The sequence below is a fragment of the Xanthomonas sp. WHRI 7065 genome, from assembly GCF_040203115.2.
In the GTDB taxonomy this organism is placed as follows: Bacteria; Pseudomonadota; Gammaproteobacteria; order Xanthomonadales; family Xanthomonadaceae; genus Xanthomonas; species Xanthomonas arboricola.
Genome location: NZ_CP168194.1, coordinates 4,767,267 through 4,793,071 on the forward strand (window position 1 = coordinate 4,767,267; position 25,805 = coordinate 4,793,071).

Below are 25,805 nucleotides of genomic sequence, written 5' to 3' on the forward strand. Positions count from 1 at the left end.
GAACGAGGGCGGTCGGCATGGTCTATGTCCCGGTTATAGAGGCAGGAAAGGCAAGGGATGGACGAGAGCCGAGGGGTCGACACCATCGGCGAACTCGCTTGCAGCGCACTCGCCAGCCGGTCGATACCGGGGGGAGAGGCCAAGCCGCGCGTGATCAGCGTTCGGCTTGCCCGCCAATTTAGTCACTCTCCATGAATTAATTGTTTCTGCGAGATGGCGATCTGTCGCGCATGCGCGGTGTGGCGCCGCGATGCGCAGCGATGCATGGCATGCGCTGCGATGCACGCGGCAGCAGCACATTGGTGCTTGCCGGCTCCACTAAAGTTGCAGCTCCGCATACCCGCGCAGCGGGCGTTGTGCAGCTGACCGCAAGCGTTTGCCAAAACGCAGAACGCCGGCACAAGGGCCGGCGTTCTGCGCTACATCCAGCGATGGACCGATGCGTCAGTGACCCGACGCACCGCTGGCACCCAGGCCGGTTTCGGCACGGATCTGCTGGGCCTTGAACGCGGCACGTTCGTTGGCCGCCTGCGGGCTGTGATCCAGGATCGAGAACAGCCAGATGCCGACAAAACCAATGGTCATCGAGAACAGCGCCGGCGAGGTGTACGGGAACGGCGCCGAGCCGGCTGCATTGCCCAGCGTGTCCACCCACACCGACGGCGACAGGATGGTGAGCACCAGCGAGGAGACCAGGCCCAGGAAGCCGCCGACCACCGCACCGCGGGTGGTGCAGTTCTTCCACAACAACGACAGGATCAGCACCGGGAAGTTGGCCGAGGCCGCGATGGCGAACGCCAGCGACACCATGAAGGCCACGTTCTGCTTCTCGAACACGATGCCCAGCAGCACCGCGATCACGCCCAGCACCAGGGTGGTGGCACGCGAGACCTTCAGCTCCGAACCCGGCGCCGGATTGCCCTTCTTGATCACCGTGGCGTACAGGTCATGCGACACCGCCGAGGCGCCGGACAGGGTCAGGCCTGCGACCACCGCCAGGATGGTGGCGAAGGCCACCGCCGAGATGAAGCCCATGAACACATTGCCGCCCACTGCATTGCCGACCAGCACCGCTGCCATGTTGGCCGCACCCTTGCCGCCGTGGATGGTGCCGGTGGTGACGTCCGCAAACTGCGGGTTAGTCAGCACCAGCGCGATCGCACCGAAGCCGATGATGAAGATCAGGATGTAGAAGTAGCCGATCCAGGTGGTGGCCCACAGCACCGACTTGCGCGCCTGCTTGGCATCGGGAACGGTGAAGAAGCGCATCAGGATGTGCGGCAGGCCGGCGGTGCCGAACATCAGCGCCATGCCGAACGAGATCGCCGAGATCGGGTCCTTCACGAAGCCGCCCGGGCCCATGATCGACAGGCCGGCCTTGGCCGCGTCCTCCGGCGATGCACCGCCATTGGCCGCGATCGCGGTCTTCACCCGCACGCCCTCGGCAAACAGCGCCTCGAAGCTGAAGTTGAAGTGCCACATGATCGCCACCGCCATGAAGGTCACGCCGGTCAGCAGCAGCACCGCCTTGATGATCTGCACCCATGTCGTGGCGGTCATGCCGCCGAACAGCACGTAGACCATCATCAGCACGCCGACCAGAGTCACCGCCACCCAGTAGTCCAGGCCGAACAGCAGCTTGATCAAGGCGCCGGCACCGACCATCTGTGCGATCAGATAGAACAGCACCACCACCAGCGTGCCCGACGCGGCAAAGCTGCGGATGGCGGTCGGCGCAAAGCGGTAGCCGGCCACGTCGGCGAAGGTGTACTTGCCGAGGTTGCGCAGCCGCTCGGCCATCAGGAAGGTCAGGATCGGCCAGCCGACCAGAAAGCCGATCGCATAGATCAGGCCGTCGTAGCCATTGGCCATTACCGCCGCGGTGATGCCCAGGAACGAAGCCGCCGACATGAAGTCGCCGGCGATTGCCAGGCCGTTCTGGAAGCCGGTGATGCCACCGCCGGCGGTGTAGAAGTCGGAGGCCGACTTGGTCTTGGCCGCCGCCCACTTGGTGATCCACAAGGTGCCCAGCACGAAGAAGCCGAACATGCCGATCGCCACCCAGTTGGTGGGCTGCTTGTCGACCTGGCCCATGTCGCCGCCGGCGGCCAGCGCGATGCCGGCCGGCATCAGCCCGGCCAGGATCAGGAGAAGGCGCGAATACTTGCTCATTTGCGGGCTTCCTCGAGGATCTGCGCGGTCAGCTGGTCATAGGTGTTGTTGGCGCGGCGCACGTAGATGGCGGTGATGACGATGGTGAACACCATCACCCCGATCGCGATCGGGATGCCGATCGAGGTCACGCCGGCACCGATCGGCTTGGCGAGGAATTCCTTGTCGAAGGCGATCAGGCCGATGTAGCCGTAATAGGCCAGCAACATCAGCACGGTGAGGGTCCAGCCCAGCGTGTTGCGCTGGCGCTTGAGTGCGTGGTACTTCGGATTGGCATCGATCTTGGCGATCAGTGCGTCATTCGAGACGGTCATTGTCTGTCTCCTGGTAGAGCGCTGGTAAAACGACGGTGGCCTTGCCCGTCCCACCGCAGTGGAACGAGCCGCCGGTGGCAGAAACTAGAAGCTGTACTTGGTGGTGAATTGCAGGCGCGAAATATCGCCGCTGTCGCCGTTCTCGGCTTCGCGACGGCCATACATCAGCTCCGCGCCCACATCGACCTTGGGCAGCGGCGAATAGAACACGTTGGCGCGGATGCTCTGCTGCGATTTGCTCGCAAGCGCGCCGGTATTGGCGATGTCGTGGTCGTAGTTCACGCGCGAATACATGATCGTGCTGCGCAGCTTGGCGTTGTAGTCGTGGCGCCAGGCCACCCAGCCGGCGATCGTGCTGACGGTCTGGATATTGCCGTCCATGTCAATCTCCACATCCGAGCCGTTGCCCAGGCCCAGATAGCGCCCCAGGCCCTCGCCGTAGCTGAGCTGGTAGCGCAGATCGTTGTTGGAATTGATGATCCAGCGGCCGCCACCGGCAATCGCGCCGCCGAAGTCGGTGTCGTTGGTCAGCGCGCTGCGCGTGCGGTACTGGCGCGCGATCGCCGACAGGCCGAACGTGCCCCAGGTACCCTTCCAGTTGTAGCGCGCGGTCAGGTCCGGCATCGCACCGTGGTCGGAGGCCAGGATGGTGTTGCCGCCCTGGTAGGGCGTGGTCAGCGTCTCGGGGTTTTCCGCAGACACGCTGAAGGCGCCACGGGTGTAGCGGATCTGGGTCTGGCGGCTGAACAGCGCGCCGTCGGTCGGCCCGACGATGTCGGCCGCCTCGGGCAGGATCGTGGAATCGATGAAGTTGGACCAGGTCTGGCCGGCCAGCCAGTTGTTCCAGCTCACGTAGGCGTGGCGCAGGGTGCCGCCGTACAGATTGTTGACCTGGTTGGCCAGCGCGTTGCCGAAGAAATCCAGTTCGATGAAGCCGGTGATCTTGTCGCCGTTTTCGGTGACGGTGTCCACGCCCAGGTTGAAGCGCGAGAACTTGGCATGGAAGTCGGTATCGGTGCTCGAGGCCTGGCCACCGACCGGGGTCTGGGTCGGGATGTACAGGTAACGGCCTACCGCGCCTTCGGGCAATGCGCCGTCGGAGGTGCGGGTGGTCATGAAGTCGGCCTTGATGAAACCACCGTAACGGAACGTTGTCCCCGCCGCTGCGTTCGGTGTGATGCTGGTCAGCTGGATCGGCCGCTTGCCGGCCGGCACCGCAGGTGCGGCCGGTGCCTGCGCCTGCGCAGCGCGCACCTCGGTCACCTGGGTCTGCGTCTGCGTGATCTGGCCCTGCTGTTGTTGCTGCGCCGACACCAGCAGCTGGACCTGACGCTCGAGCTCGGCAATGCGTGCTTCCAGCGCCTTTTCCTTGGCGGTCTGCGCGAACGCCACGCCCGGCAGGATGCTCGCCACGAACAAGGCAGCCGCCAACGGATGGCGCACCAACGGTGCAGTACGGTGTGTCATGGACCCCTCTCCCCGATAAGGCCTCGCGCTTGATGGCGATGCTGTGCGGAGCGTGAGGCAGTCCGCGCTTTGGAGCCTATTCGCCTTTGGTCGTAGCTGCAACGCAGCATTCCGCAAGGTGACCGATCGTCGCACCAGGGCCGGCAACCGATTGCCGATCGCGCGCTGCGGCGGTTAAGACCAAGGTCTAAGGCGCGGTTGAACGCCGGGACAGAATGGATGCGGCACACTGATTGCCTACCGAGGGCAGCCGCAACGTCCTCTTCCGACAAGTTCATCGCAAGTGAGGGTGCCATGGCTGATGTTTATCCCGTCGATCCCGCGTTCGCCGCCGATGCGCGCATTACGCGCGAGCAGTACGCAACGCTGTACCGCGAATCGATCGAACACCCCGAGCAATTCTGGGGCAAGGCCGCGCAGCGGCTGGAATGGTTCAAGAAACCCACCCAGGTGAAGGACGTCAGCTACGCGCTGGACGATTTCCATATCCGCTGGTTCGGCGACGGCGAGCTCAATGCCAGCGTCAACTGCCTGGACCGCCAGTTGGCCACGCGCGGCGACAAGACCGCGCTGTTGTTCGAACCCGACAGCCCGGACGCGCAGTCCTACCCGGTCACCTATCGCGAGCTGTACGAGCGCGTCTGCAAGCTCGGCAATGCGCTGCGTAATCTCGGCGTCAAGAAGGGCGACCGCGTCACCATCTATCTGCCGATGATCGTCGATGCCGCCGTGGCCATGCTCGCCTGCGCGCGCATCGGTGCGGTGCACTCGGTGGTGTTCGGCGGGTTTGCCGCCAACTCGATCGCCGACCGCGTGGTCGATTGCCAGAGCAAGCTGATCATCACCGCCGACGAAGGCCTGCGCGGCGGCAAGAAGATTCCGCTCAAGGCCAATGTCGATGCGGCGCTGAAACTGCCCGGCACCAACACCGTGGAAACGGTGCTGGTGGTGCGCCACACCGGTGGTGCGGTGGAGATGCAGGCACCGCGCGATCGCTGGTTCCACGATGTGGTCGACGGCCAGCCGGCCGAGTGCGAACCCGAGCGCATGAACGCGGAAGATCCGTTGTTCATCCTCTACACCTCCGGTTCCACCGGCAAGCCCAAGGGCGTGCTGCACACCACCGCCGGCTATCTGCTGTTTGCCAGCTACACGCATGAAGTGGTGTTCGACCTGCGCGAGGACGACATCTACTGGTGCACCGCCGACGTGGGCTGGGTCACCGGCCACAGCTACATCGTCTATGGTCCGCTCGCCAACGGCGCCACCGCAGTGATGTTCGAAGGCGTGCCGAACTACCCGAACGTGTCGCGCTTCTGGGAAGTGATCGACAAGCACAAGGTCAGCATCTTCTACACCGCGCCCACCGCGATCCGCGCGCTGATGCGCGATGGCGAGGAGCCGGTCAAGAAGACCTCGCGCAAGAGCCTGCGCCTGCTCGGCAGCGTCGGCGAGCCGATCAATCCGGAAGCCTGGCGCTGGTACTACGAGGTGGTCGGCGACAGCCGCTGCCCGATCGTGGACACTTGGTGGCAGACCGAAACCGGCGGCATCCTGATCTCGCCGCTGGCCGGCGCGGTCGATCTCAAGCCGGGCTCGGCCACCCTGCCGTTCTTCGGCGTGCAGCCGGCACTGGTGGATGCCGAAGGCAAGATCCTGGAAGGCGCCACCGAAGGCAACCTGGTGCTGCTGGACTCGTGGCCGGGCCAGATGCGCTCGGTCTATGGCGACCATCAGCGCTTCATCGACACCTACTTCCGCACCTATCCGGGCAGCTACTTCACCGGCGACGGCTGCCGCCGCGATGCCGATGGCTATTACTGGATCACCGGCCGCGTGGACGATGTGATCAACGTGTCCGGCCACCGCATCGGCACCGCCGAAGTGGAAAGCGCGCTGGTCTCGCATCCGAAGGTCGCCGAAGCGGCCGTGGTCGGCTTCCCGCACGACGTCAAGGGCCAGGGCATCTATGCCTATGTCACCCTGATCGCCGGCGAAACCCCGAGCGAGGAACTGCACAAGGAACTGGTGAGCTGGGTGCGCAAGGAGATCGGCCCGATCGCCTCACCCGATCACCTGCAATGGGCACCGGGCCTGCCCAAGACCCGCTCGGGCAAGATCATGCGCCGCATCCTGCGCAAGATCGCCGAAAACGCCCCCGACCAACTCGGCGACACCTCGACCCTGGCCGATCCGTCGGTGGTGGATTCCTTGGTGAGCGAGCGGTTGGCGCGCTGACGCGCGTCGGGAATGGGGAATCGGGAGTGGGGAATGGTTAGAGCCGTTCCCTGAGAAGCGGGGAGTAAATGTTCGGATTGGGGACTCATAAAAGCGGTCCCCGGCCCACTCGTCTCCACTGCAGATCTTGATTTTCAACCCCGTCACACTGACGTCGCCGTTACCTCGCCGTCGCCGTCTTGCTGTTGCTTGCCTTGCTGCCTTCGCTGTTGCCTTTGCGATTCCCGATTCCCCACTCCCAATTCCCGATTCCCAGCCCCTCAATGACCACCCTGCTGATCGCCGATGACCATCCCCTGTTCCGTGAGGCCTTGCGCGGGGCTGTGCAGCGCGTGATGCCGGGGGTGCAGTTGTTCGAGGCCGACACGGTGGATGCGCTGTACACCCTGGCCGATGCGCAACCGGATGCCGATCTGCTGTTGATGGATCTCAACATGCCGGGCGCGCAGGGATTCAGCGCGCTGGTGCACATGCGTTCGCTGCATCCGCAGCTGCCGGTGGTGGTGGTGTCGGCACGCGAAGAGCCGACGGTGATGCGGCGTGCGATCGACCATGGCGCGTTCGGGTTCATTCCCAAGTCCGCCGATTCGGACACCATCGGCCGTGCCCTGGCCACGGTGCTCGATGGCGAGCGCTGGATCCCGGCCGAAGCGCAGAACCTGCCGCCGACCGACAGCGAAGAACGCGAAGTGGGCCAGCGCCTGCGCGATCTCACTCCGCAACAGTTCCGCGTGCTGCAGATGCTCGGCGCCGGACGCCTCAACAAGCAGATCGCCTACGACCTGGGCGTCTCCGAGGCCACCATCAAGGCGCATGTCACCGCGATCCTGCGCAAGCTCGGCGTCACCAACCGCACCCAGGCGGTACTGATGGCCGGCAAGCTCGCCATCGATGCCGACGGTATCGTGCTGCCGCCGCCCGAAGAAGACTGAGCGTCTTCGTCAGCCGCTCTACGTCTGTGTAGACCGATCGCCACAGCGAAGCGTCGTGTGAGGTCACCACCGCAGACGGCAATCAGCGCAACGGCTGGCCCGTGCAGACCTTCGACGCGCTTTGCGGCGAGGGCACATGCCACACCGCGTTTTCGTTTTCGTCCTCGCCTTCATAGATCGCATAGCGCCCATCATCCTGGCGATGCATGGTGGGGCTGAAGGTGACGAAATCGGTGCGGCCGTCGGGGCCGATGAAATGCATGTCGCCTCCGCACACGATATTGGAATTGGTTTCCTGCCCCAGGGCAGCGCAGGTGACCTGCGAGGTCTCCGCGCGCACCACGCGACTCACGCGTGGCCGGACCAGCCCGCGATCGGCGGCCTCGCAGAAGTAATCGGCAAGCACCGTGCGCATCTCACGCTGCGACGGCATCCAGGACGGGCAGCTGCTGTACGCATCGGCGGTGCAGCTTGAGACCACGGCGGCAGGCTGGCTGCGATCGGGCGCAGCAGCGAGGCTGTCCTGCAGTGGCAGCAACAGGCAGGCGGCGACAGCCAGCAGGGAAACGTAGGAAGGCATCGGAGCGTGGGCTTGGAGTGCGCAGGGCGTGCGACTGTACGCCATGGGTGGTTGATGCCGTGCATGCCCGCGCTGCGGCATCGGCAGGTGCGTGGCATGCTGTGCGCCTGCGGCGCGTCGGTGCGTGCCGTTACCAGGGGATACATGCAGCCACTCTCTTTTCCGCGCGGCCCGCTCGGGCTGCTCCTTGCGCTGGCCGTACTCGGCTGCGGCAGTGCGCAGGCCAACGACAGCAGCTTCGGCGATGACAACGGCACCATCCGGCTGTTGCATCAGCCCGATATCAGCATGGACAAGGAAGCGCTGCTGCTCAGCGAGGAGCGCGTGCAGGTGGACTACGTGTTCACCAATCACAGCGCGCGCGCGTTGAGCGTGCCGATCGCCTTCCCGATGCCGCCGATGTATTTCGGCATGGCCGATCACAGCGAACTGACCGCTTTCAACCTGTGGGTGGACGGCAAGCCGGTAACCACCACGCGCAAGCTGGTGGTGCTGCTGGACGATGGCAGCGATATCTCCAAGGCATTTGCCGCCACCGGCTGGAGCACCGACGATATCGCCGCGTTCGCCGAATCGGGCAATGTGCCGACCGGGCGCACGCCGTTGCCGGCGCGCTGGATCGACCGGGACCAGCAACCGCGCTTCACGCTCAGCGAGTACTTCGTCTGGCAACAGGTCTTCCCCGCACGGGGCAGCGTGCAGATCCGGCATGCCTACGCGCCCAGCCTGTCCACCGGCGTGCCGCAGAGCAGCGCGTTCCTGCTGGAGTCGTATGCAAAGCGCACCTGCATCGAACCGGCCACCAAGGCCAGCATGCAGCGGCGCGAGGGTGCGCACGGCCTGGGCTGGGCCAACCTGCGTTATGTGCTGACCACCGGCAAGAACTGGAACGGCCCGATCAAGGACTTCCAGCTGACCATCCGCAAACAGGCCGCCAGCGACATCCTCAGCCTGTGCTTCGACGGCGCGCTGAAGAAGATCGATCCGCTGACCTTCGAGTTCAGGCAGGCCGACTTCGTGCCGATGCGCGATCTGGAGCTGCTGTTCGTGCGCGGCGTGGAGTGACCGGCGGGGCCAGCACCGGCTGGCCGAACGCGCGTCTGCCTGCTGTCGGCGCGTTGCAGACGCACTGCAGATCAGCGCTGATGGATCGCGCACCGCTTGTGTTCGCCTGGCGGCAGGGCGCCGCGTCATCGGTCGGCAATGATCGGTGCCAGCGGCAGGAATCAGATGACGGTGGCAACGGTCGCAGCCACTGATCGCAGGAACACCCGCAGTCGTAGCAGGCACTCTTTCATCGATCGTTCGGATGGTGCTGCGTGCCTCGCAGACACGGCGCAGTGCTGTTGATCGACATGCCGCGCCATAGTTGCGCAATCGCTACCTGCCAACTGCTACGAGACTGGCAAGCCCAAGCGCAGCGGCGTGACCGCCTCCACAACCCCGCACCGTGCGACATCGCAGTTGTCGATATCACCATTGACCATCAGCTCATGCCTGGGCAAGGCTCGGGCTTGATGACGCTAACGGAGCTGGCATGGCGCGACGTTTCCCCTGGCTCTGGATCGGGCTGCTGATTGCCTGTGCATTGGTCGCCGTGCTGGCATGGCAGAACAAGCAGCTGCGCGCGCAGCAGCAGTTGCTGCAGGCCCGCATCAGCGCGCCGTATGACGGCATGTACGTGCCGCGCATCGAGGTCACCGATACCGCCGGCCAGCGTCATCTGCTCGGCGTGCCGCAGGGACAGGCGCAGGTGCTGTTCTTCTTCACCACCACCTGCCCGTATTGCCAGCGCTCTGCCCCTACCGTGCTGCGTGCAGCGCAGCAGTTACAGGCCAATCTGCCCGGCCGTCCGCAGTTGCTCGGCGTGTGCCAGTGCGATGCAACGCAGGCTGCGCGCTATGCGCATGTGCATGGCTTCGATTTTCCGGTGGTCACGTTGACCGATCGTCGTGCGTTGATGCTGTTTCGCGCGCGCAACGTGCCACTGCTGATGGCCATCGACGGGCAGGGGCGCGTGCGCCATTCCCGTCTTGGCGTCTTCGATACCACGGAGCAGGTGCAGGACCTGGTCGCCGCCTTGCGCCGCACGGATGCGCCAGCGGCTTTGGCAACGGTGAAGGAGTAATGCATGAAGAAGCGTTGGGGTACCTTGCGGACGGCGTTGATGGCGGCCACGTTCCTGGCCAGTACCGGTTTCGGTGCGTTCCAGGTGATGGCGGTCGATAACGCACAGCCGAAGACCGAATCGTGTAGTGCGTGGGCCTGCAAAGCCGAATGTCCGGAGTTTGGCGGCGACCTGGGGCAGGGCAACGTCTGCTACTGCTGCGGCTGACAGCGGCTATCACACCTACTGCGCAGTTCAGCCTCATCAGTCGCTTTAGGTCTGACGGCGGGGTCCCCCCGGGCCCCGCCGTTTGCCGGCAGCACCGCGCTCAGCGCAGCGCGCGATAGCGGAAATCGCGCAACACTACTGCGCCCTGCTGTGCGGCGTAGATGCCGAGCTGCAGGCTCAGGAAGCCGCCGAATACGTTGTGGTGGAAGCCGGACATTTCCATGCGCGTGGGGTGGCGGATCCACTGCCGGCCATCGTCGAACGAATAGTCGAAGGTCACCACATGCGCCTCGTTGCTCAGACGCAGGCGGATGCGTCGGTGCGTGTTGGGCGCGCGTGCCCACACCAACTCTTCGGAGTACTCATAGGTCTTGATGGTGTCGGGCGTAACGCCGATGCCGACGAAGGCCTTGTGGTTGTAGAACAGCAACAGGCCACCCTCGGCATTACCGGTGAGTTCCAGCGTGACCTCGGCGACGTAGCCGCGATCGGGCACGCCGCAGGTCAGTGGCGAGCTGTCGGCCGGCGAGCTGCCGGAACAGGCCAACGTGAGCGACCGATCTGCCCGATGCACGCGCGCCTGTTCGCCGGGCACGGGCGCATACAGGCTCCATTGGGTGCCGAACCTGTCGCTGGAAAAATCGTCCGACAAGGCGAAGCCGCTGAGCGTCGCGTTGCCGGTGGCGTTTGCGCGTGCAGGCGTGCGCAATGGCCTGGACAGATCGCCACCGGTGGCGCGGAACCAGCCATCGGCGGTCCACTCGATCGGCTCCAGCAGGGTCTGCCGGCCCAGCGTGCGGAAGCCGTTTTCGTAGCCGTGATAGACCATCCACCAGTCGCCACGCGGGCCTTCCACCAGCGTGGCATGCCCGCGCGACCACCACGGCTCCTGTTCGGACTGGGTGCGCACCAGCGGGTTGCGCGGGCAGTGCTCCCATGGCCCATGCACCGAGCGCGCACGCGCGGCGATGACCATATGCCCGGTGACCGGACCGGCGGTGCCGCCGACCGCGGTGACCAGGTACAGCCACCCATCGTGCCAGGTGAGCTTGGGGCCTTCGGGGGCAAAGTTCTCCACGATCCAGTCGTCGGGATAGCGCCAGGGCGCGTAGGCCGGTTCCACCTGCCCGTCGGTGGCCAGGCCGTCGTCGCGCAGGCGCACCTTGCGGATGCCGTTGACGAACAGGTAGCGCTTGCCGTCCTCGCCCAGCACATGGCCGGGGTCGATGCAGCCGGCGATCTGCAGATCGATCGGGTCGCTCCAGGGTCCGCGGATGTCGTCGGCCCAGATCACGAAGATCGACCAGCCGGTGTCGTCCGGATTGGACGGGATATAGATGAAATAGCGGCCATCGTGCTTGCACAGGTCCAGTGCCCAGATCGTGCCCAGCTGCTTGCGCAGCGCCGGGCCGAGCGGCGTCCAGTTGACCAGGTCGGTGGAATGCCACAGCACGATGCCCGGATAGGAAAGGAACGACGAAAACGTCATGTAGTAGTCCTCGCCATCCTTGAGGATGGTGGGGTCGGGGTGATCGCCGGCCACGATGGGATTGAGGTAGCTGCCGTTGCCCAGGTCTGCCTTGCGCTGGCCTTCGATACCGCGCGCCCACTGCGGGGTGCCGGTGCAGGCCGCGCGCGCGTCGCCCGCCAGTGCGGCCGGCGACAGCGGGGCAACAACGGCGCCGGCGGCAAGCACCTTGAACAGGTCCCGGCGGGTAGTGGTTGGCATGGGCGTGCGTTCGTGCGGGACGGGCTGGTATCTAGCCCCATGCATCGGACCGGGGCAACCGCGCAGGCGGCGTTATAGGAGGCGCTCATGCCAGCTGCGGATTTCGACATAGATCAGCTGCTGCGGCATATGGAGCTCGCGATCGGGCAAGGGTGCTGGAATCCATGCAGGACCCACGTGCTGAACACCACCAGCTGCAATGCTGCACTGCAGCGTGATCTGTTCACTTATGATTGCGATATTCATATGCGAACAGTCCGGCACCGGCCGGCTGGTGGACGTTGCGATGCCCAGTGACTGCTTCAAGGATTGCGTGAGCACCTGTTCGGCGACCGCCAGATGCGCGGAGCGTGCAGCGTGACCATTGCACGGCAGCGTCTGGGCAACACCGACGTGCAGCTCTCGGCACTGGGCTTTGGCGCCGCGCCGATCGGCAACCTGTATGCCGAGGTCGACGAGGGCCAGGCACTGGCCGCCGTGGCGGCTGCGTTCCAGGCCGGCATCCGCCATTTCGATACCGCGCCGTACTACGGCTACGGGCTGAGCGAGACCCGCCTGGGCCGTGGCTTGGCCGGCGTGCCGCGCGGCGCCTATACGCTGTCGACCAAGGTCGGCCGCTGCATCTACGACGATGCGCAGGCCGCCGCCGGGCGCGACGGCTTTGCAGTGGCGGGCCGCCGCGCCGAGTTCGACTACAGCGCCGACGGCGTGCGCCGCGCGTTCGCCTCCAGCCTGGAGCGCCTGGGCACCGACTACGTCGACGTGCTGCTGCTGCACGACATCGGTGCGCTGACCCACGGCGACAACCACGCCAACGTGCTGCGCCAGGCCTTGGAGGAGGCCTTGCCGGCGATGGCGGAGCTGAAGGCGGCCGGTGCCTGCGGGGCGATCGGGCTGGGCGTCAACGAGCAGGACGTGGCACTGGAGGTGCTGCCACGCTTTCCGCTCGACTGCGTGATGCTGGCCGGCCGCTACACGCTGCTGGAACAGCACGGCGCGCGCGCCCTGCTCGAGCAGGCGCAGCAGCGCAACGTGGCGATCCTGTCGGCCGGCCCGTACAGCTCCGGCCTGCTCAGCGACGGACGCGGCCCCGGCGCCACCTACAACTACGCCCCGGTCGACGCCGCCACCCTGCAGCATGCGCAGCGCCTGTACGCGGCCTGCGCGGCATTCGAGGTGGATATCGGCGCGGCGGCCTTGCAGTTTCCGCTGGCACATCCGGCGGTGACCACGGTGGTGGCCGGCATGCGGACGGTGGCCGAGGTGCAATCGGCCGCCGCGCGCCTGCAGGCGGCGATCGCACCGGCACTGTGGCAGCGCCTGCGCGATGGCGGCCTGCTGGACGCGGACCTGCCCACGCCATGAGCCGCATCGACGCACACCTGCATTTCTGGCAGCTGGCCCGTGGCGACTACCACTGGCTGACGCCCGAGCTGGCGCCGCTGTATCGCGACTTCGGCCCCGCCGATATCGGTCAGGCGCTGGACGCTGCCGATATTGAGGGCGTGGTGGTGGTGCAGGCGGCCGCGACCGAGGCCGAGACCCGTTACCTGTTCGAGCTGGCGCGCGCCGAAGCGCGTATTGCCGGCGTGGTCGGTTGGGTCGATTTCGCCGCGCCCGATGCCGCCGCGCGCATCGACGCGCTGGTGCAGGCCGGCGGCGGCGTGCTCAAGGGCCTGCGCCCCATGGTGCAGGACATCGCCGATGTGCAATGGCTGGCCCAGCCCGAACTGGATGCCGCCTTCGATGCGCTGATCGCGCACGACCTGGCCTTCGACGCGCTGATCCGCAGCGTGCATGTGCCGGCGCTGCAGGCACGCCTGAAGCGTCACCCTGGCTTGCGCGTGGTCGTCGATCACGGCGGCAAGCCGCAGATCGCCGCGGGCGAATTCGTCGCCTGGGCCGCCGGCATGGCTGCGCTGGCGCAGCATCCCAACGTGCACTGCAAACTCTCCGGCCTGCTCACCGAAGCAGCGCGCGGCGCCGGCGTGGAGGCGCTGGCACCGTATGTCGCGCATCTGTTCGCACGCTTCGGCCCGCAGCGTGTGCTGTGGGGCAGCGACTGGCCGGTGCTGACCCAGCGCGCCGATTACGCGCAGTGGTTCGACATCGCACAGCACCTGGTCGCCACATACGCCGACGGCCATGCCGGAGCGGTGTTCGGCGACAACGCACGCACGTTCTATCGTCTGCCACGGCCGGCGGCCCCCACCTACGGAACCTCTTCGGTATGACTGTCTCGATCCCTGCAACTCCCAACGACCGCCTGCATGGCAAGCGCTGCCTGATCACCGCCGCTGGCGCCGGCATCGGCCGCGAAAGCGCACTGGCCTGCGCACGCGCCGGTGCGCAGGTGATCGCCACCGATATCGACGCCGCTGCCCTGCAGGCGCTGGCGGCCGAATCGGAGGCCATCACCACCCAGCTGCTGGATGTCACCGACGCGGCGGCGGTTGCCGCGCTGGTCGCGGCGCACGGCCCGTTCGATGTGCTGTTCAACTGCGCCGGCTTCGTGCACCAGGGCAGCATTCTCGATTGCGACGAGCCGGCCTGGCGGCGCTCGTTCTCGATCAACGTCGATGCGATGTACTACACCTGCAAGGCGATGCTGCCGGGCATGCTCGAACGCGGCCGCGGCAGCATCATCAACATGTCCTCGGTGGCCTCCAGCATCAAGGGCGTGCCCAACCGCTTCGTCTATGGCGTCACCAAGGCCGCCGTGATCGGCCTGAGCAAGGCCATTGCCGCCGATTACGTGGCCCAGGGCGTGCGTTGCAACGCGATCTGCCCCGGCACCATCAAGACGCCGTCGCTGGGCCAGCGCGTCAAGGCACTGGGCGGCGACGAACAGGCGGTGTGGAAGAGCTTCACCGACCGCCAGCCGATGGGCCGCCTGGGCGACCCGCGCGAGATCGCACAGCTGGTGGTGTACCTGGCCTCGGACGAATCGTCGTTCACCACCGGCCAGACCCACATCATCGATGGCGGCTGGTCCAACTGATCGCGGCAACGCACCGCCGTGCCGCGTACCGCAATGTGGGCGGCCAGTGCCGGATGCGACTTGTAGTGGCTTGATTTGAGCACGCCGTCCTTATCCACCCGATGCATGCGCGCTAGCGTTGCTGGCCGCTCCATTCCTCACCTGCAAAGGAAGACTGCATGAAACTCGTACGCGTTGGCGCCCCCGGCCAGGAACGTCCTGGCCTGATCGATGGCGAAGGCCGCATCCGCGATTTGAGCGGCGTGATCGACGATGTGGCCGGCGAGCACATCACCAATGCCGGCCTGGACAAACTGCGTGCGCTGGACGTGTCCACGCTGCCGCTGCTCGAAGGCGAGCTGCGCTATGGCGCGGCAGTGGGGCAAATCGGCAAGTTCATCTGCGTGGGGTTGAACTACGCCGACCACGCTGCCGAATCGGGCATGGACGTGCCCAAGATGCCGATCCTTTTCATGAAGGCCACCACTGCGGTGACCGGCCCCAACGACACCGTGATCATCCCGCGCGGCTCGGTCAAGAGCGACTGGGAAGTGGAACTGGGCGTGGTGATCGGCGATGTGGCGCGCGATGTCTCGGTGGACGAAGCACTGAACCACGTCGCCGGCTACGCAGTCATCAACGATCTGTCCGAGCGCGAGTTCCAGCTCGAACATGGCGGCCAGTGGGTCAAGGGCAAGAGCGCCGACACCTTCGGCCCGATCGGCCCATGGCTGGTCACCCGCGATGAAATCGCCGACCCGCAGAACCTGTCGATGTGGCTGGAGGTCAACGGCCACCGCTACCAGAACGGCAGCACCCGCACGATGGTGTTCGGCGTGGCCGAACTGGTCAGCCACATCAGCCGCTACATGACACTGATGCCGGGCGATGTGATCAGCACCGGCACCCCGCCGGGCGTGGGCCTGGGCCAGAAGCCGCCGGTCTACCTGAAGCCCGGCGACGTGATGGAGCTGGAGATCGAAGGCCTGGGCCGCCAGCGCCAGCCGGTGGTGGCGCATCCGCGTGATGCTGCCTGAGGCCATCGCCTTCCCGAACCTAGGTTCTCGAAGAAAAGATTGAGTGAAAGTAAGTGGCTAAGTATCCGCACGAAGCAGCCCAAAGCCCCTCTCCCCTCGGGGCACTAAGGCACGGCTTGCGCGCCACTGGCGCGCGTGTGTTGGTGCGCCCGCGCCGCAAGCGCGGGCCGGGGCGCGTAGCGGGGTTGGGTGAGGGTACGTAGCGACATATCCAAGCAGTTCGTCGCGATGTGCGTTTGCCGTCAGGCGTGACATGTCGGCATATGTGTTGACGTGTCATGCGCAAATTTTTCAAGCGGCGTGCGAGAGCGTTGAACTTCCAGGTGCTGTCGCGCGTTGGTGTCTACACGCAGTTGGTCGTGCAGTGATGCGTTGATCTGTGTTGTTCGTTGATCTGCGTTGCAAACGCATGAGTACCTGCAGCGCTTCAATACGGACGGTCGGCGCTTTGCGTCCGTACCCTCACCCCTCTCCCGGGGGGAGAGGGGCTCTGGCGCCCGTCTCCGTTTCCGTTCTCCGTTTCAGTTTTATTTCGCGCGTTTTATTCCCGTTTCCATCGCCCAGGACTTCCATGAGCACCATCATCGCCCTCGACACCCACGACGTCCGCTTCCCCACCTCGCGCGAGCTGGATGGGTCGGATGCGATGAATCCGGATCCGGATTACTCGGCCGCCTACGTCGTGCTGCGCACCGATGCGCCGGATGACCTGGCCGGCTACGGCCTGGTGTTCACCATCGGCCGCGGCAACGATGTGCAGACCGCCGCGGTGGCCGCACTGGCCGAGCATGTGGTCGGCCTGTCGGTCGAGGAGGTCATTGCCGATCTGGGCGCGTTCGCGCGCCGGCTCACCAACGACTCGCAGCTGCGCTGGCTGGGCCCGGAAAAGGGCGTGATGCACATGGCGATCGGCGCGGTGATCAACGCCGCCTGGGACCTGGCCGCACGCGCGGCGAAAAAGCCGCTGTGGCGCTACATCGCCGAGCTCAGCCCGGAACAGCTGGTCGACACCATCGACTTCCGCTACCTCACCGACGCGCTCACCCGCGACGAAGCGCTGGCAATTCTGCGCAATGCGCAACCGCAGCGTGCGCAACGCATCGCCACGCTGATCGAACAGGGCTATCCCGCCTACACCACTTCGCCCGGCTGGCTCGGCTACTCCGACGAAAAGCTGGTGCGCCTGGCAAAAGAAGCCGTCACCGACGGCTTCCGCACCATCAAGCTCAAGGTCGGCGCCAACGTGCAGGACGACATCCGCCGCTGCCGCCTGGCGCGTGAGGCGATCGGCCCGGACATCGCGATGGCGGTGGACGCCAACCAGCGCTGGGACGTGGGCCCGGCGATCGACTGGATGCGCCAGCTGGCCGAATTCGACATCGCCTGGATCGAGGAACCAACCAGCCCGGACGACGTGCTCGGCCACGCCGCGATCCGCCAGGGCATCACCCCGGTGCCGGTCTCCACCGGCGAGCACACCCAGAACCGCGTGGTGTTCAAGCAGCTGCTGCAGGCCGGTGCGGTGGACCTGATCCAGATCGACGCCGCGCGCGTGGGCGGCGTCAACGAAAACCTCGCCATCCTGCTGCTGGCCGCCAAGTTCAACATCCGCGTGTTTCCGCATGCCGGCGGCGTCGGCCTGTGCGAACTGGTGCAACACCTGGCCATGGCCGACTTCGTCGCCATCACCGGCAAGATGGAAGACCGCGCGATCGAATTCGTCGACCACCTGCACCAGCACTTCCTGGACCCGGTGCGCATCCAGCACGGCCGCTACCTGGCCCCGCAAGCCGCCGGCTTCTCCGCCGAGATGCACCCGGCCTCCATCGCAGAATTCAGCTACCCCGACGGCCGCTTCTGGGTCGAGGACCTGGCCACGGCAAAGGACTAATCCAACGCACCGCCTCACCTAATCCCAGGATGTCGTAGGAGCGGCTCAAGCCGCGACAGGCGTTCCCGATTGCCCGATCGCGACCGAGGCCGCTTGTGCATGGAGCACGCGCACAACGGCTCCGGATAGCAGAATTCCGCCACCCGACAGCCGCTTCCGGATCGAGGACCTGGCCGAGGCGAAGGCGTGACCCAACACACCGCATCACCTAATCGCACGATGTGTCGTAGGAGCGGCTCAAGCCGCGACAGGCTTTCCCGATGGCCTGATCGCGACCGAGGCCGCTTCTGCTTGGCGCATCTGCGATGCAGCTGTCACGCCTTCGCAGCGCAGCGCCACTTACGCTGCGCCGCATAAGACACCTGTTTCGACGCCCGGCGGCAGCAGCAGCAAAGATACCCAAGACCAGCGCCCCACTGCAGCGCCAGCACACGCGCAAAAACTCAGGCCAACACCCTAACCCTGCACTGCTTCAACCGCCGCACTCAAGGCAAAGATCTGCCCGGCCTCGCGCCACTTCTCTCCCGGCGCACTGCCAGGCAACGGCTTTTGAAATCGCCACATCAAGTCTTCCCAGGCCTGGATGCGCGGATCGGCTGCATCCCGCGCCGCCTTGGCTGCCGGATCGTAGTCGTCGCCGACCTCCATCAGCATCACCAGGCGGTCGCCGCTGCGAAAGATCTCCAGCTCCTGGATACCGGCCTGCTGCAGCGAGGCCACCACCTCCGGCCAGATCTCGCTGGGCCGATGCCAACGCTCGTACTCGGCGATCAACTGCGGGTCGTCGTGCAGATCCAGCACGTAACACAGACGCCGCGCGCTCATGCGACGGCTCCTGCAACCACCGGCGCAGCGCGGCGCGCACGCAACGCGAACAGCAGAATCACCGCAAAGCACCCACCCGGCACCACCATCGCCCAATGGATACCGGCCATGTCCGATACGGCACCCATCACTGCCGTCAGCAGCGCGCCACCGATGATGGACATCACCAGCAACGACGAGCCCAGCTTGCGCGCATCGTCATGCATGCCATCCAGGCCCAGCGCGAAGATGGTCGGGAACATCACCGACATGAACACGCTGGCAGCCACCAGCGCGTACAAGCCGGTCCAACCAGGGAAGGCGATCGCCACCGCACACAGCGCCAGATTGATCGTGGCAAAACTCGCCAGCAACCTGGCCGGCGCCAGGTAACGCAACAGCGCGGTGCCGACGAAGCGGCCGGCCATGAACAGCACCAGCGAGATGGTCAGGTAAGTGGCCGCGGTTTTTTCCGGCGTGCCCGGCACCGCATCCTGCAGATAGCGAATCAGATAGCTCCAGATGCCGACCTGCGCGCCCACGTAGAAAAACTGCGCCACCACCGAAAACATGAAGCGCCGATTGCGCAGCAATTCGCCGAAGCGTGCACGCTTGGGCGCCATGCCGCCATCGCTCTCCGGCGCGCCGGTGGGAAAGCGCACCAGCGCGATCAGGATCGCCCACAGCACCACCACTGCGCCGATGATCAGATAGGGCGTCTGCACGGCTGAGGATTCGGCGGCAAAGAACGCCTCGCGCGCGGCCGGCGCCATTGCCGCCAGCTCGGCCGGCGTGTGTTCCACCCCGGAGAAGATGAAGTGCTGGCCCACCAGCACGCCGGTGATCGAGCCCAAGGGGTTGAATGCCTGGGCCAGATTCAACCGCCGCGCCGCGCCTTCTGCCGGGCCGAGCACGGTCACCAGCGGATTGGCGGTGGTTTCCAGGAAGGCCAGGCCGCTGGCGATGACGAACAAGGCCAGCAGGAACAACCAGTAGGTATGTACCTGCGCGGCCGGATAGAACAGGAACGCGCCGCACGCATACAGCAGCAACCCGAGCACCACCGCGGCCTTGTAGCTGTAGCGGCGCATGAACATCGCCGCCGGCATCGCGAACACGAAATAGCCCAGGTAGAACGCGCTCTGGACAAGACCTGCCTGCAGGTCGGTCAGCTCGAAGGCCTTCTTGAACTGCTTGATCAGGATGTCGTTGAGGTTGTTGGCCATGCCCCACAAAAAGAACAGGCTGACGATCAACAACAGGGGAACCATGGCGGTACGCGCCAGGTTGCCGCGCGGTGACGCGGCAATGTCACTGTGATGCATGCGACCGATCCCCTCCCAAGGCTGTGGCGCTTGCGTTGCTGTGCGGCGAGCGTACTGCGCACGCCAGCGCCATGCAAATATAAAAACTTTGTTTATATTTGCACGCAAGCGCCACATCTCACCGCAGCCCGCGATGCCTGTACCCTGGCGCGCCGCAGCCTTGCCTGGAGCCGCAAACGGATGAGCACCGAACCCGCCAAGTACCGCGCCCCCGCCCTGGACAAGGGCCTGGACATCCTCGAGCTGCTCGCCCGCCAGGCGCAGCCGATGAGCATGGGCGCGATCTCGCAGGGCATCGGGCGCTCGCGCGGGGAGATCTTCCGCATGCTGCAGGTGCTGGAGGAGCGCGGTTATCTCACCCGCGACGGCGAGGGCGACTATGTATTGACCAATCGGTTGTTCATGCTCGGCATGCAGCAGCCGCAGGTGCAGAGCATCAGCGAAGCGGCACTGCCGGTGATGCGGCGGCTGGCCGATGCGATCTATCAGCCCTGCCACCTGGTGGCGCCGTCCGGCGACCAGATCGTGGTGATCGCGCAGATGGACGTGCCCAGCGACCTGGGCCTGGTGGTGCGTCCGGGCCACCGCCGCCCGCTGACCCATTCCAGCTCCGGGCTGGTGCTGTTCGCGTTCCAGCAGCCCGAGGTGCAGGCGCGCTGGCTGGACCTGCTCGACGCCAGCGAGGTGCCGTTCGAGCGCGCGCAGTTCCTCGCCGCCGCCGCGCAGGCCCGCAACGATGGCTACGCCATGCAACCCAGCGAGGCAGTGGTAGGCGTGGTCGACCTGACCGCACCGATCCTGCAACGCGGCAGCGCGACCTACACGCTCACCGTGCCCTTCATCGCGCGCCGCCCCGAGCTGGTCGGCCCGCATGCGGCCTTGCAGGCCCTGTGTGCGGCAACGGCAGAGATTTCCGCTGCGTTGATGTAGCCGCAGCCCACGCCGGGAGTCTGCGTCGGCGCTGGTGTTTCTGTTGCTCGCTTCCGAAGGCTGACTTCTGCGGTCCATCCGCAGCGCGGCCGGCCCTGTACGTGGAGCGCAGCGCGCTCTTTCCGCAGCGCTGCGATGGCAGCCTGGCCATCGCACTCCATCCGAACCACTTCGCCAGCACCTGCGGCATCGCAAGCCGTGCAAATCGAGATGCCATGGAGATCGCAGCATCGTTGTCGATCGCGGCACTGCTGCACGACGCCCGGAAAGACAGCACGACGCAGGCGCTGGCTCACGCACGCGCAGCCAGACATGAGGCTTCCATCTCGCACTGCTTGCAGCACACCCACGTCAGCAGCTTTCCCAGCGTTTTTCGCTACCTGCTCCACCGGCATGCAGACCGTTGGTCGCTATAGCCAAGGCTATCGGGCGCCGCATCGCGCCGTTGCGTGGACATGCCTGCCTGGCTTTGATGCCTGAAAACAAGGCAAAACCTCGTCACCCCTGCTCGCAATAGCCACGGCTATAAAGATCAGACCGACCTTCGCGTGCAGTGCAGACGCACCGAACGCGGCCATGCGTTGGTACACTGCGCGCCCCTTGGGGAGTAGCCTGCTTTCGCATCGTCGGAAGCGCCTGCATCAACATACTCGGCCGTTGCGCCGTGGTGCAGGCAACCAGTTCCGGTTTGGCGAGACCAGCGGCATGCGTGCACGACGACGGTTGGCGCGGGCGCATGTCGTTGTGACCGTGCCCAACCCGAGAATGTCGATGTCCCCTTTTTCCATTGTTTTGATCGGTTTCGCGATGTCGACCGATGCGTTTGCCGCGGCGATCGGCAAGGGCGCGGCGATGCGCAAGCCGCAGTGGCGCGATGCGCTACGCGCCGGCTTGATCTTCGGCTGCATCGAGGCGATCACCCCGGTGATAGGCTGGCTGCTGGGACGCGCCGCGTCCAGCTATGTGTCCGACTACGACCACTGGATCGCCTTCGTGCTGCTCGGTGCGCTGGGCACGCACATGATCGTGGCCGGGCTGCGAAACGATGCGGACGACGCTGAAGAAGCAACGTCCGAGACGCCGAAACGGCACGGCTTGCTCGCCCTGGCCACCACCGGTTTTGCCACCAGCATCGATGCGATGGCGGTCGGCGTGAGCCTGGCGTTTCTGGACGTGCATATCGGTGTGGTGGCAGTGGTGGTCGGGTTGTGCACCTTCAGCATGGTCACCGCAGGCGTCATGCTGGGCCGCGTGCTCGGCAACCTGATCGGCAAGCGCGCCGAGATCCTCGGCGGCTTGATCCTGGTGATCGTCGGCAGCGTCATCCTCTACGAACACCTGAGCGGCGCAGCGTAAGCACCATCCATCGTAGGAGCGTGCCTGCGCGCGACCGAGCGTTACCGATAAAGCTTCGTCGCGCGCAGGCACGCTCCTACGCTGCAGTCGCACCGGTCAGCGCGTTTTCGCATCGTGATGCGCGCTCAGAAACGCGCGTAACGAGGCCGGCTTCACCGGTTTGGTCAGCAGGCGATAGCCACGCGCACGCGCGAGCTGCTTGAGTTCGTCGCGGCCGTCGGCGGTGAGCAGGGCACCGGCAATCGGCGCGGTGGCGACCGCCTGCAGCGCATCCAGCGTGTCCAGGCCATCGAGCCGGTCGTGCAGGTGGTAATCCACCAGCATCAGGTCCGGCTGTTCGCGCGCGCGCTCCAGCGCCTGATCCACGGTGCTGGCGGTGATCACCTCCACCTGCCAGCGACCGAGCAGCGCACGCATGCCGTCGAGGATTTCGCGGTCGTTGTCCACGCACAGCACGCGCAGGCCCGCCAGCGAATCGCCGCTGGGCAGCGCGCGCGCAACGGCCACTGGCAGCACCGGCGGCAGCGGGGCTGCCGCCACGCGCGGCAGCAGGATCGAGAACATGCTGCCGCGGCCGACCTGGCTGCGTGCGCTCAGGTCGTGGTCGAGCAGGCGCGAGATGCGCTGGCAGATCGACAGGCCCAGCCCCAGGCCCTGCTCGCCCCAGTCGAACGGCTGCTGATAGCGGCGGAATTCTTCGAAGATCTGCCGCATGTGATGCTCGGGAATGCCCGGGCCGGTATCCCATACCTGCAGCTCCACGTGTGCGCCGCGGCCGCGCATGCCCAGCACGATGCGGCCCTGGCGCGTGTAGCGCAGCGCATTGGCGAGGAAGTTCTGCATCACCCGGCGCAGCAGGCGGCGGTCGCTGCGCACCCACAACGGGCGACTGTGCACCTGCAGCTGCAGGCCGCGGCTGGAAGCCACCGGCGCGTATTGCGCGGCCAGTTCGTGCATCAGCGCGCTGGCATCGAAATCCTCGACCGTGGGCCGCAGGCCGCCGGCATCCAGCCGCGAGACGTCGAGCAGGCCATCGAGCAACTCCTCGGCCGCACGCAGCGAGGCATCCACGCGCTCGGCCAGATGGCGTTGTTCCTCGTTGTTCTGATGGCTCTCGCGCAGCGCCGAGGCGAACAGCCGCGCGGCATTGAGCGGCTGCAACACGTCGTGGCTGATCGCGGCCAGAAAGCGCGTCTTGGATTGCTGCGCCAGCTCGGCCTCGCGCGAGCGGTCGGCCACGCGCTGCTCCAGGTTCTCGTTGGCGTCCAGCAGCGCGCGTTCGGCACGCTTGTAGTCGGTGATGTCGTTGTAGCTGGTGACATAACCGCCGCCGGGCAGCGCCTGGCCGCGCATCTCGATCACCTTGCCGTCGCTGCGGGTGCGCTCGAACACATGCGGCGATCCGGCACGCATGTGGCGGATACGGCGATCGATCTGATCTTCGATATCGCCCTCGCCCAGCTCGCCGCGCTCGGCGTTGTAGCGGATCAGATCCGCCACCGGGCGGCCGACATACAGCATGCCGTCCGGATAGCCGAACAGCTGCTGATAGCGGCGATTCCACGCAGTCAGGCGCATCTCCGGGTCGACCACGCTGACCGCGGCGCTGATGTTTTCCAGCGTGGTGGACAGGATCTCGCGATTGAAGCGCAGCTCCTGGCCGGCCTCGTCCAGCACCGCCACCACCTCGCCCAGGTCCATGCCCGAGCCGCGCAACAGGCTGGTCAGCACCAGGCGTGCGGAGGCCGCGCCGATCGAGGCGGCCAGCAGGCGTTCGGTGAACTGCACCCAGGCGCGGTCGGCCACCACGGTGGGTTGCAGCTCGCGCTCCAGCAGCACCGCCTGGTCGACGAAGGCGCGGTGCGCATGCCGCTCGCCCACCACGCGCTCGGCCAGGGCCTGCAGGTCGGCCACGCGCACATGCCCGGGCCAGTCGCCGGCCACCGCCGGCCGCTGTGCGTACGGGTCCAGGAAGGGCGCGGCGCGCAGGCGTTCGTCCACCCCGGGGCGCCAGCGTGCGGAGACCAGCATCATCGCGCCGACATTGATCAGCAGCGACCAGAACGTGCCATGCGCCAGCGGGTCCCAGCCGTGCATGCCGAACAGCTGCTGCGGCTGCAACCAGGCGATGCCGAACGGCCCGTCCACCAGCCAGTCCGGCTGCAGCCAGCCCGCGCGCGTGGCGGCCGGCAGCAGCAGCGTGTAGATCCAGGTCATGAAGCCCAGCACCATGCCGGTCTCCACGCCCTTGCGGCTGGCGCCGCGCCAGTACAACCCGCCGATCACGCCGGGGGCGAACTGCGCCACCGCCGCAAAGGCCATCAGGCCGTAGGCCGCCAAGGTGGTGTCATTGGCCACGCTGCGGTGGTAGCCGTAGGCGATCAGCGCCAGCAACAGGATGGCGACGCGACGGATCCACAACACCCGCGAGGCCACCGCCGCGCGCGCATCGGCGCTGCCGCGGCGGCGCAGCAGCACCGGCATCACCAGGTCGTTGCTGACCATGGTGGCCAACGCGATGCTGGCCACGATCACCATGCCGGTGGCGGCCGAGAACCCGCCCACATAGGCCACCAATGCCAGCACGGTGTTGCCCTGGCTCAGCGGCAGCGCCAGCACCACCGCGTCGTCGACCACCGTGCTGCCCTTGCCGAACAAGGCCACGCCGGCCGATGCGATCGGCACCACCATCGCCGAGATGATCACCAGGTACGCACCGAACAACCAGCGCGCGCGACGGATGTCGCCGACGTCGCTGCATTCCACCACCGCCACATGGAACTGGCGCGGCAGGCAGATCACCGCCAGAAAGCTCAGCAAGGTCTGCGAAATGAAACCCACCGACGGGGTGTGCTCGAACAAGGTGCGCGCCGAGTCGGCGATGGGCACCTGGTGGTCGCTCAGCCACACCCAGGCGAACAGGCCCACCGCGACGATGGCGATCAACTTGATCACCGACTCCAGCGCGATCGCCAGCATCATGCCGCGGTGGTGTTCGGTGGCATCGACCTGGCGGGTGCCGAACAAGGTGGCGAACAAGGCCATCAACAGCGCCACGTACAACGCCGGATCGGCAAGGATGCCGCGCCCGGCACTGCTATGCCCGGTCAGCACCTCCAGGCTCATCGCCACCGCCTTGTACTGCAGCGCCAGGTACGGAACGATGCCGACCAGCGCGATCACCGCCACCAAGGCCGCCAGCCGCCGCGAGCGGCCATAGCGCGAAGAAATGAAATCGGCGATGGAGACGGTGTTTTCGGCGCGTGCGATCAGCGCCAGCCGCTCGATGATGCGCCAGCCAAACAGCAGCAACAGCAGCGGGCCCAGGTAGATCGGCAGATAGCCGATGCCATTGCGCACCGCCGAGCCGACCGCGCCGTAGAAGGTCCACGACGAGCAGTACACCGCCAGCGCCAGGCTGTAGACCGCCGGCCGCAGCCACGGCCGCTCCGGGTACAGCGGACGACGGTCGCCCCACCAGGCCACGCCGAACAACAGCACGGCATAGCCGACGGAAACCAGCAGCAGGATCCAGCTTGATACCAAGGGGCGTTCCTAGGCCAATGCGAACGGGGAGTTTACGCAGTGGGGAATCGGGAGTGGGAAACAGCCTGCCTGGCCGCACGTGCGTAGGAGCGCGCTTGCGCGCGACAGCACACCGGCGGGAAGGCCTCATCGCGCGCAAGCGCGCTCCTACACCAGCTTGGCAGTTATC

22 protein-coding genes and 1 riboswitch are annotated in these 25,805 nt (G+C 66.1%); of the genes, 13 read left to right on the forward strand and 9 right to left on the reverse strand.

Going from position 1 to position 25,805, the window contains the following annotated elements; all coding sequences use genetic code 11:
* Positions 1 to 444: 444 nt before the first annotated feature.
* The 3 genes from ABQY64_RS19880 to ABQY64_RS19890 all read right to left on the reverse strand — a co-directional run bounded on the left by ABQY64_RS19880 (position 445) and on the right by ABQY64_RS19890 (position 3,953).
* Positions 445 to 2,172, reverse strand: a complete 1,728-nt coding sequence (locus tag ABQY64_RS19880; RefSeq protein WP_024937572.1) for a cation acetate symporter — start codon at positions 2,170 to 2,172, stop codon at positions 445 to 447.
* Positions 2,169 to 2,486: a DUF485 domain-containing protein gene (locus tag ABQY64_RS19885; RefSeq protein ID WP_017156033.1), complete on the reverse strand. Its 318-nt coding sequence runs from the start codon at positions 2,484 to 2,486 to the stop codon at positions 2,169 to 2,171. The genes ABQY64_RS19880 and ABQY64_RS19885 overlap by 4 nt, the downstream gene beginning before the upstream one ends.
* An 84-nt stretch (positions 2,487 to 2,570) precedes the next feature.
* Complete coding sequence (locus tag ABQY64_RS19890) at positions 2,571 to 3,953, reverse strand: DcaP family trimeric outer membrane transporter (RefSeq protein ID WP_039521213.1); 1,383 nt, start codon at positions 3,951 to 3,953, stop codon at positions 2,571 to 2,573.
* Positions 3,954 to 4,247: 294 nt separating this feature from the next.
* Here ABQY64_RS19890 and acs point away from each other — a divergent pair, with 294 nt between their 5' ends.
* Entirely contained in the window at positions 4,248 to 6,191 is a 1,944-nt protein-coding gene (acs, locus tag ABQY64_RS19895; RefSeq protein WP_349780280.1) for an acetate--CoA ligase, read from the forward strand.
* A gap of 263 nt (positions 6,192 to 6,454) precedes the next feature.
* Positions 6,455 to 7,123: a response regulator transcription factor gene (locus ABQY64_RS19900; RefSeq protein ID WP_016901792.1), complete on the forward strand. Its 669-nt coding sequence runs from the start codon at positions 6,455 to 6,457 to the stop codon at positions 7,121 to 7,123.
* Between the two features lie 82 nt (positions 7,124 to 7,205).
* Here ABQY64_RS19900 and ABQY64_RS19905 read toward each other — a convergent pair whose 3' ends face one another.
* Positions 7,206 to 7,703, reverse strand: a complete 498-nt coding sequence (locus ABQY64_RS19905; RefSeq protein ID WP_047127635.1) for a hypothetical protein — start codon at positions 7,701 to 7,703, stop codon at positions 7,206 to 7,208.
* Positions 7,704 to 7,847: 144 nt separating this feature from the next.
* On the opposite strand from ABQY64_RS19905, the gene ABQY64_RS19910 reads away from it, so the two are divergent.
* The 3 genes from ABQY64_RS19910 to ABQY64_RS19920 all read left to right on the forward strand — a co-directional run bounded on the left by ABQY64_RS19910 (position 7,848) and on the right by ABQY64_RS19920 (position 10,038).
* The gene (locus tag ABQY64_RS19910; protein ID WP_349780279.1) at positions 7,848 to 8,768 is read left to right on the forward strand and encodes a DUF4424 family protein; all 921 of its coding nucleotides are present in this window, start codon (positions 7,848 to 7,850) and stop codon (positions 8,766 to 8,768) included.
* 499 nt (positions 8,769 to 9,267) lie between these two features.
* Positions 9,268 to 9,831 carry a peroxiredoxin gene (locus ABQY64_RS19915; RefSeq protein WP_026064163.1) on the forward strand — a complete coding sequence of 188 codons (564 nt, stop codon included), beginning with the start codon at positions 9,268 to 9,270 and terminating at the stop codon, positions 9,829 to 9,831.
* Positions 9,832 to 9,834: 3 nt separating this feature from the next.
* Positions 9,835 to 10,038, forward strand: a complete 204-nt coding sequence (locus tag ABQY64_RS19920; RefSeq protein ID WP_016901788.1) for a hypothetical protein — start codon at positions 9,835 to 9,837, stop codon at positions 10,036 to 10,038.
* A 100-nt stretch (positions 10,039 to 10,138) separates the two neighbouring features.
* On the opposite strand, the gene ABQY64_RS19925 is transcribed toward ABQY64_RS19920, so the two are convergent.
* Positions 10,139 to 11,767 (reverse strand): family 43 glycosylhydrolase, encoded by a 1,629-nt coding sequence (locus ABQY64_RS19925; RefSeq protein ID WP_349780278.1) that lies wholly within the window; start codon positions 11,765 to 11,767, stop codon positions 10,139 to 10,141.
* Between the two features lie 72 nt (positions 11,768 to 11,839).
* Positions 11,840 to 12,013, reverse strand: coding sequence for a hypothetical protein (locus ABQY64_RS19930; protein ID WP_349780277.1), 174 nt, complete (start codon positions 12,011 to 12,013; stop codon positions 11,840 to 11,842).
* A gap of 93 nt (positions 12,014 to 12,106) precedes the next feature.
* Here ABQY64_RS19930 and ABQY64_RS19935 point away from each other — a divergent pair, with 93 nt between their 5' ends.
* The 5 genes from ABQY64_RS19935 to ABQY64_RS19955 all read left to right on the forward strand — a co-directional run bounded on the left by ABQY64_RS19935 (position 12,107) and on the right by ABQY64_RS19955 (position 17,675).
* The gene (locus tag ABQY64_RS19935) at positions 12,107 to 13,132 is read left to right on the forward strand and encodes an aldo/keto reductase (RefSeq protein WP_349780276.1); all 1,026 of its coding nucleotides are present in this window, start codon (positions 12,107 to 12,109) and stop codon (positions 13,130 to 13,132) included.
* Entirely contained in the window at positions 13,129 to 14,001 is an 873-nt protein-coding gene (locus tag ABQY64_RS19940; RefSeq protein WP_349780275.1) for an amidohydrolase family protein, read from the forward strand. The genes ABQY64_RS19935 and ABQY64_RS19940 overlap by 4 nt, the downstream gene beginning before the upstream one ends.
* A complete protein-coding gene (locus ABQY64_RS19945) occupies positions 13,998 to 14,768 on the forward strand; it encodes an SDR family oxidoreductase (protein WP_349780274.1) in 771 nt (256 codons plus the stop codon). The genes ABQY64_RS19940 and ABQY64_RS19945 overlap by 4 nt, the downstream gene beginning before the upstream one ends.
* A gap of 158 nt (positions 14,769 to 14,926) precedes the next feature.
* Positions 14,927 to 15,784 carry a fumarylacetoacetate hydrolase family protein gene (locus ABQY64_RS19950; RefSeq protein WP_047127638.1) on the forward strand — a complete coding sequence of 286 codons (858 nt, stop codon included), beginning with the start codon at positions 14,927 to 14,929 and terminating at the stop codon, positions 15,782 to 15,784.
* A 571-nt stretch (positions 15,785 to 16,355) separates the two neighbouring features.
* Complete coding sequence (locus tag ABQY64_RS19955; RefSeq protein WP_349780273.1) at positions 16,356 to 17,675, forward strand: L-fuconate dehydratase; 1,320 nt, start codon at positions 16,356 to 16,358, stop codon at positions 17,673 to 17,675.
* A gap of 456 nt (positions 17,676 to 18,131) precedes the next feature.
* Here ABQY64_RS19955 and ABQY64_RS19960 read toward each other — a convergent pair whose 3' ends face one another.
* Together ABQY64_RS19960 and fucP are read right to left on the reverse strand one after the other, a co-directional pair.
* The gene (locus ABQY64_RS19960; protein ID WP_349780272.1) at positions 18,132 to 18,500 is read right to left on the reverse strand and encodes an L-fucose mutarotase; all 369 of its coding nucleotides are present in this window, start codon (positions 18,498 to 18,500) and stop codon (positions 18,132 to 18,134) included.
* Positions 18,497 to 19,804 carry an L-fucose:H+ symporter permease gene (fucP, locus tag ABQY64_RS19965; protein ID WP_349780271.1) on the reverse strand — a complete coding sequence of 436 codons (1,308 nt, stop codon included), beginning with the start codon at positions 19,802 to 19,804 and terminating at the stop codon, positions 18,497 to 18,499. Before fucP ends, ABQY64_RS19960 begins: the two co-directional genes overlap by 4 nt.
* A gap of 180 nt (positions 19,805 to 19,984) precedes the next feature.
* Here fucP and ABQY64_RS19970 point away from each other — a divergent pair, with 180 nt between their 5' ends.
* From ABQY64_RS19970 to ABQY64_RS19980, 3 genes are all read left to right on the forward strand, one after another.
* The gene (locus tag ABQY64_RS19970) at positions 19,985 to 20,734 is read left to right on the forward strand and encodes an IclR family transcriptional regulator (RefSeq protein WP_104563742.1); all 750 of its coding nucleotides are present in this window, start codon (positions 19,985 to 19,987) and stop codon (positions 20,732 to 20,734) included.
* A gap of 101 nt (positions 20,735 to 20,835) precedes the next feature.
* Entirely contained in the window at positions 20,836 to 21,150 is a 315-nt protein-coding gene (locus tag ABQY64_RS19975; protein WP_349780270.1) for a hypothetical protein, read from the forward strand.
* A gap of 180 nt (positions 21,151 to 21,330) precedes the next feature.
* Positions 21,331 to 21,493, forward strand: a riboswitch (yybP-ykoY riboswitch).
* Between the two features lie 12 nt (positions 21,494 to 21,505).
* Positions 21,506 to 22,090 carry a manganese efflux pump MntP family protein gene (locus tag ABQY64_RS19980; protein ID WP_039521230.1) on the forward strand — a complete coding sequence of 195 codons (585 nt, stop codon included), beginning with the start codon at positions 21,506 to 21,508 and terminating at the stop codon, positions 22,088 to 22,090.
* Between the two features lie 96 nt (positions 22,091 to 22,186).
* Here the strand turns inward: ABQY64_RS19980 and ABQY64_RS19985 are convergent, their stop codons facing one another.
* Positions 22,187 to 25,636, reverse strand: a complete 3,450-nt coding sequence (locus ABQY64_RS19985; protein WP_349780269.1) for a PAS domain-containing hybrid sensor histidine kinase/response regulator — start codon at positions 25,634 to 25,636, stop codon at positions 22,187 to 22,189.
* Between the last annotated feature and the right edge of the window lie 169 nt (positions 25,637 to 25,805).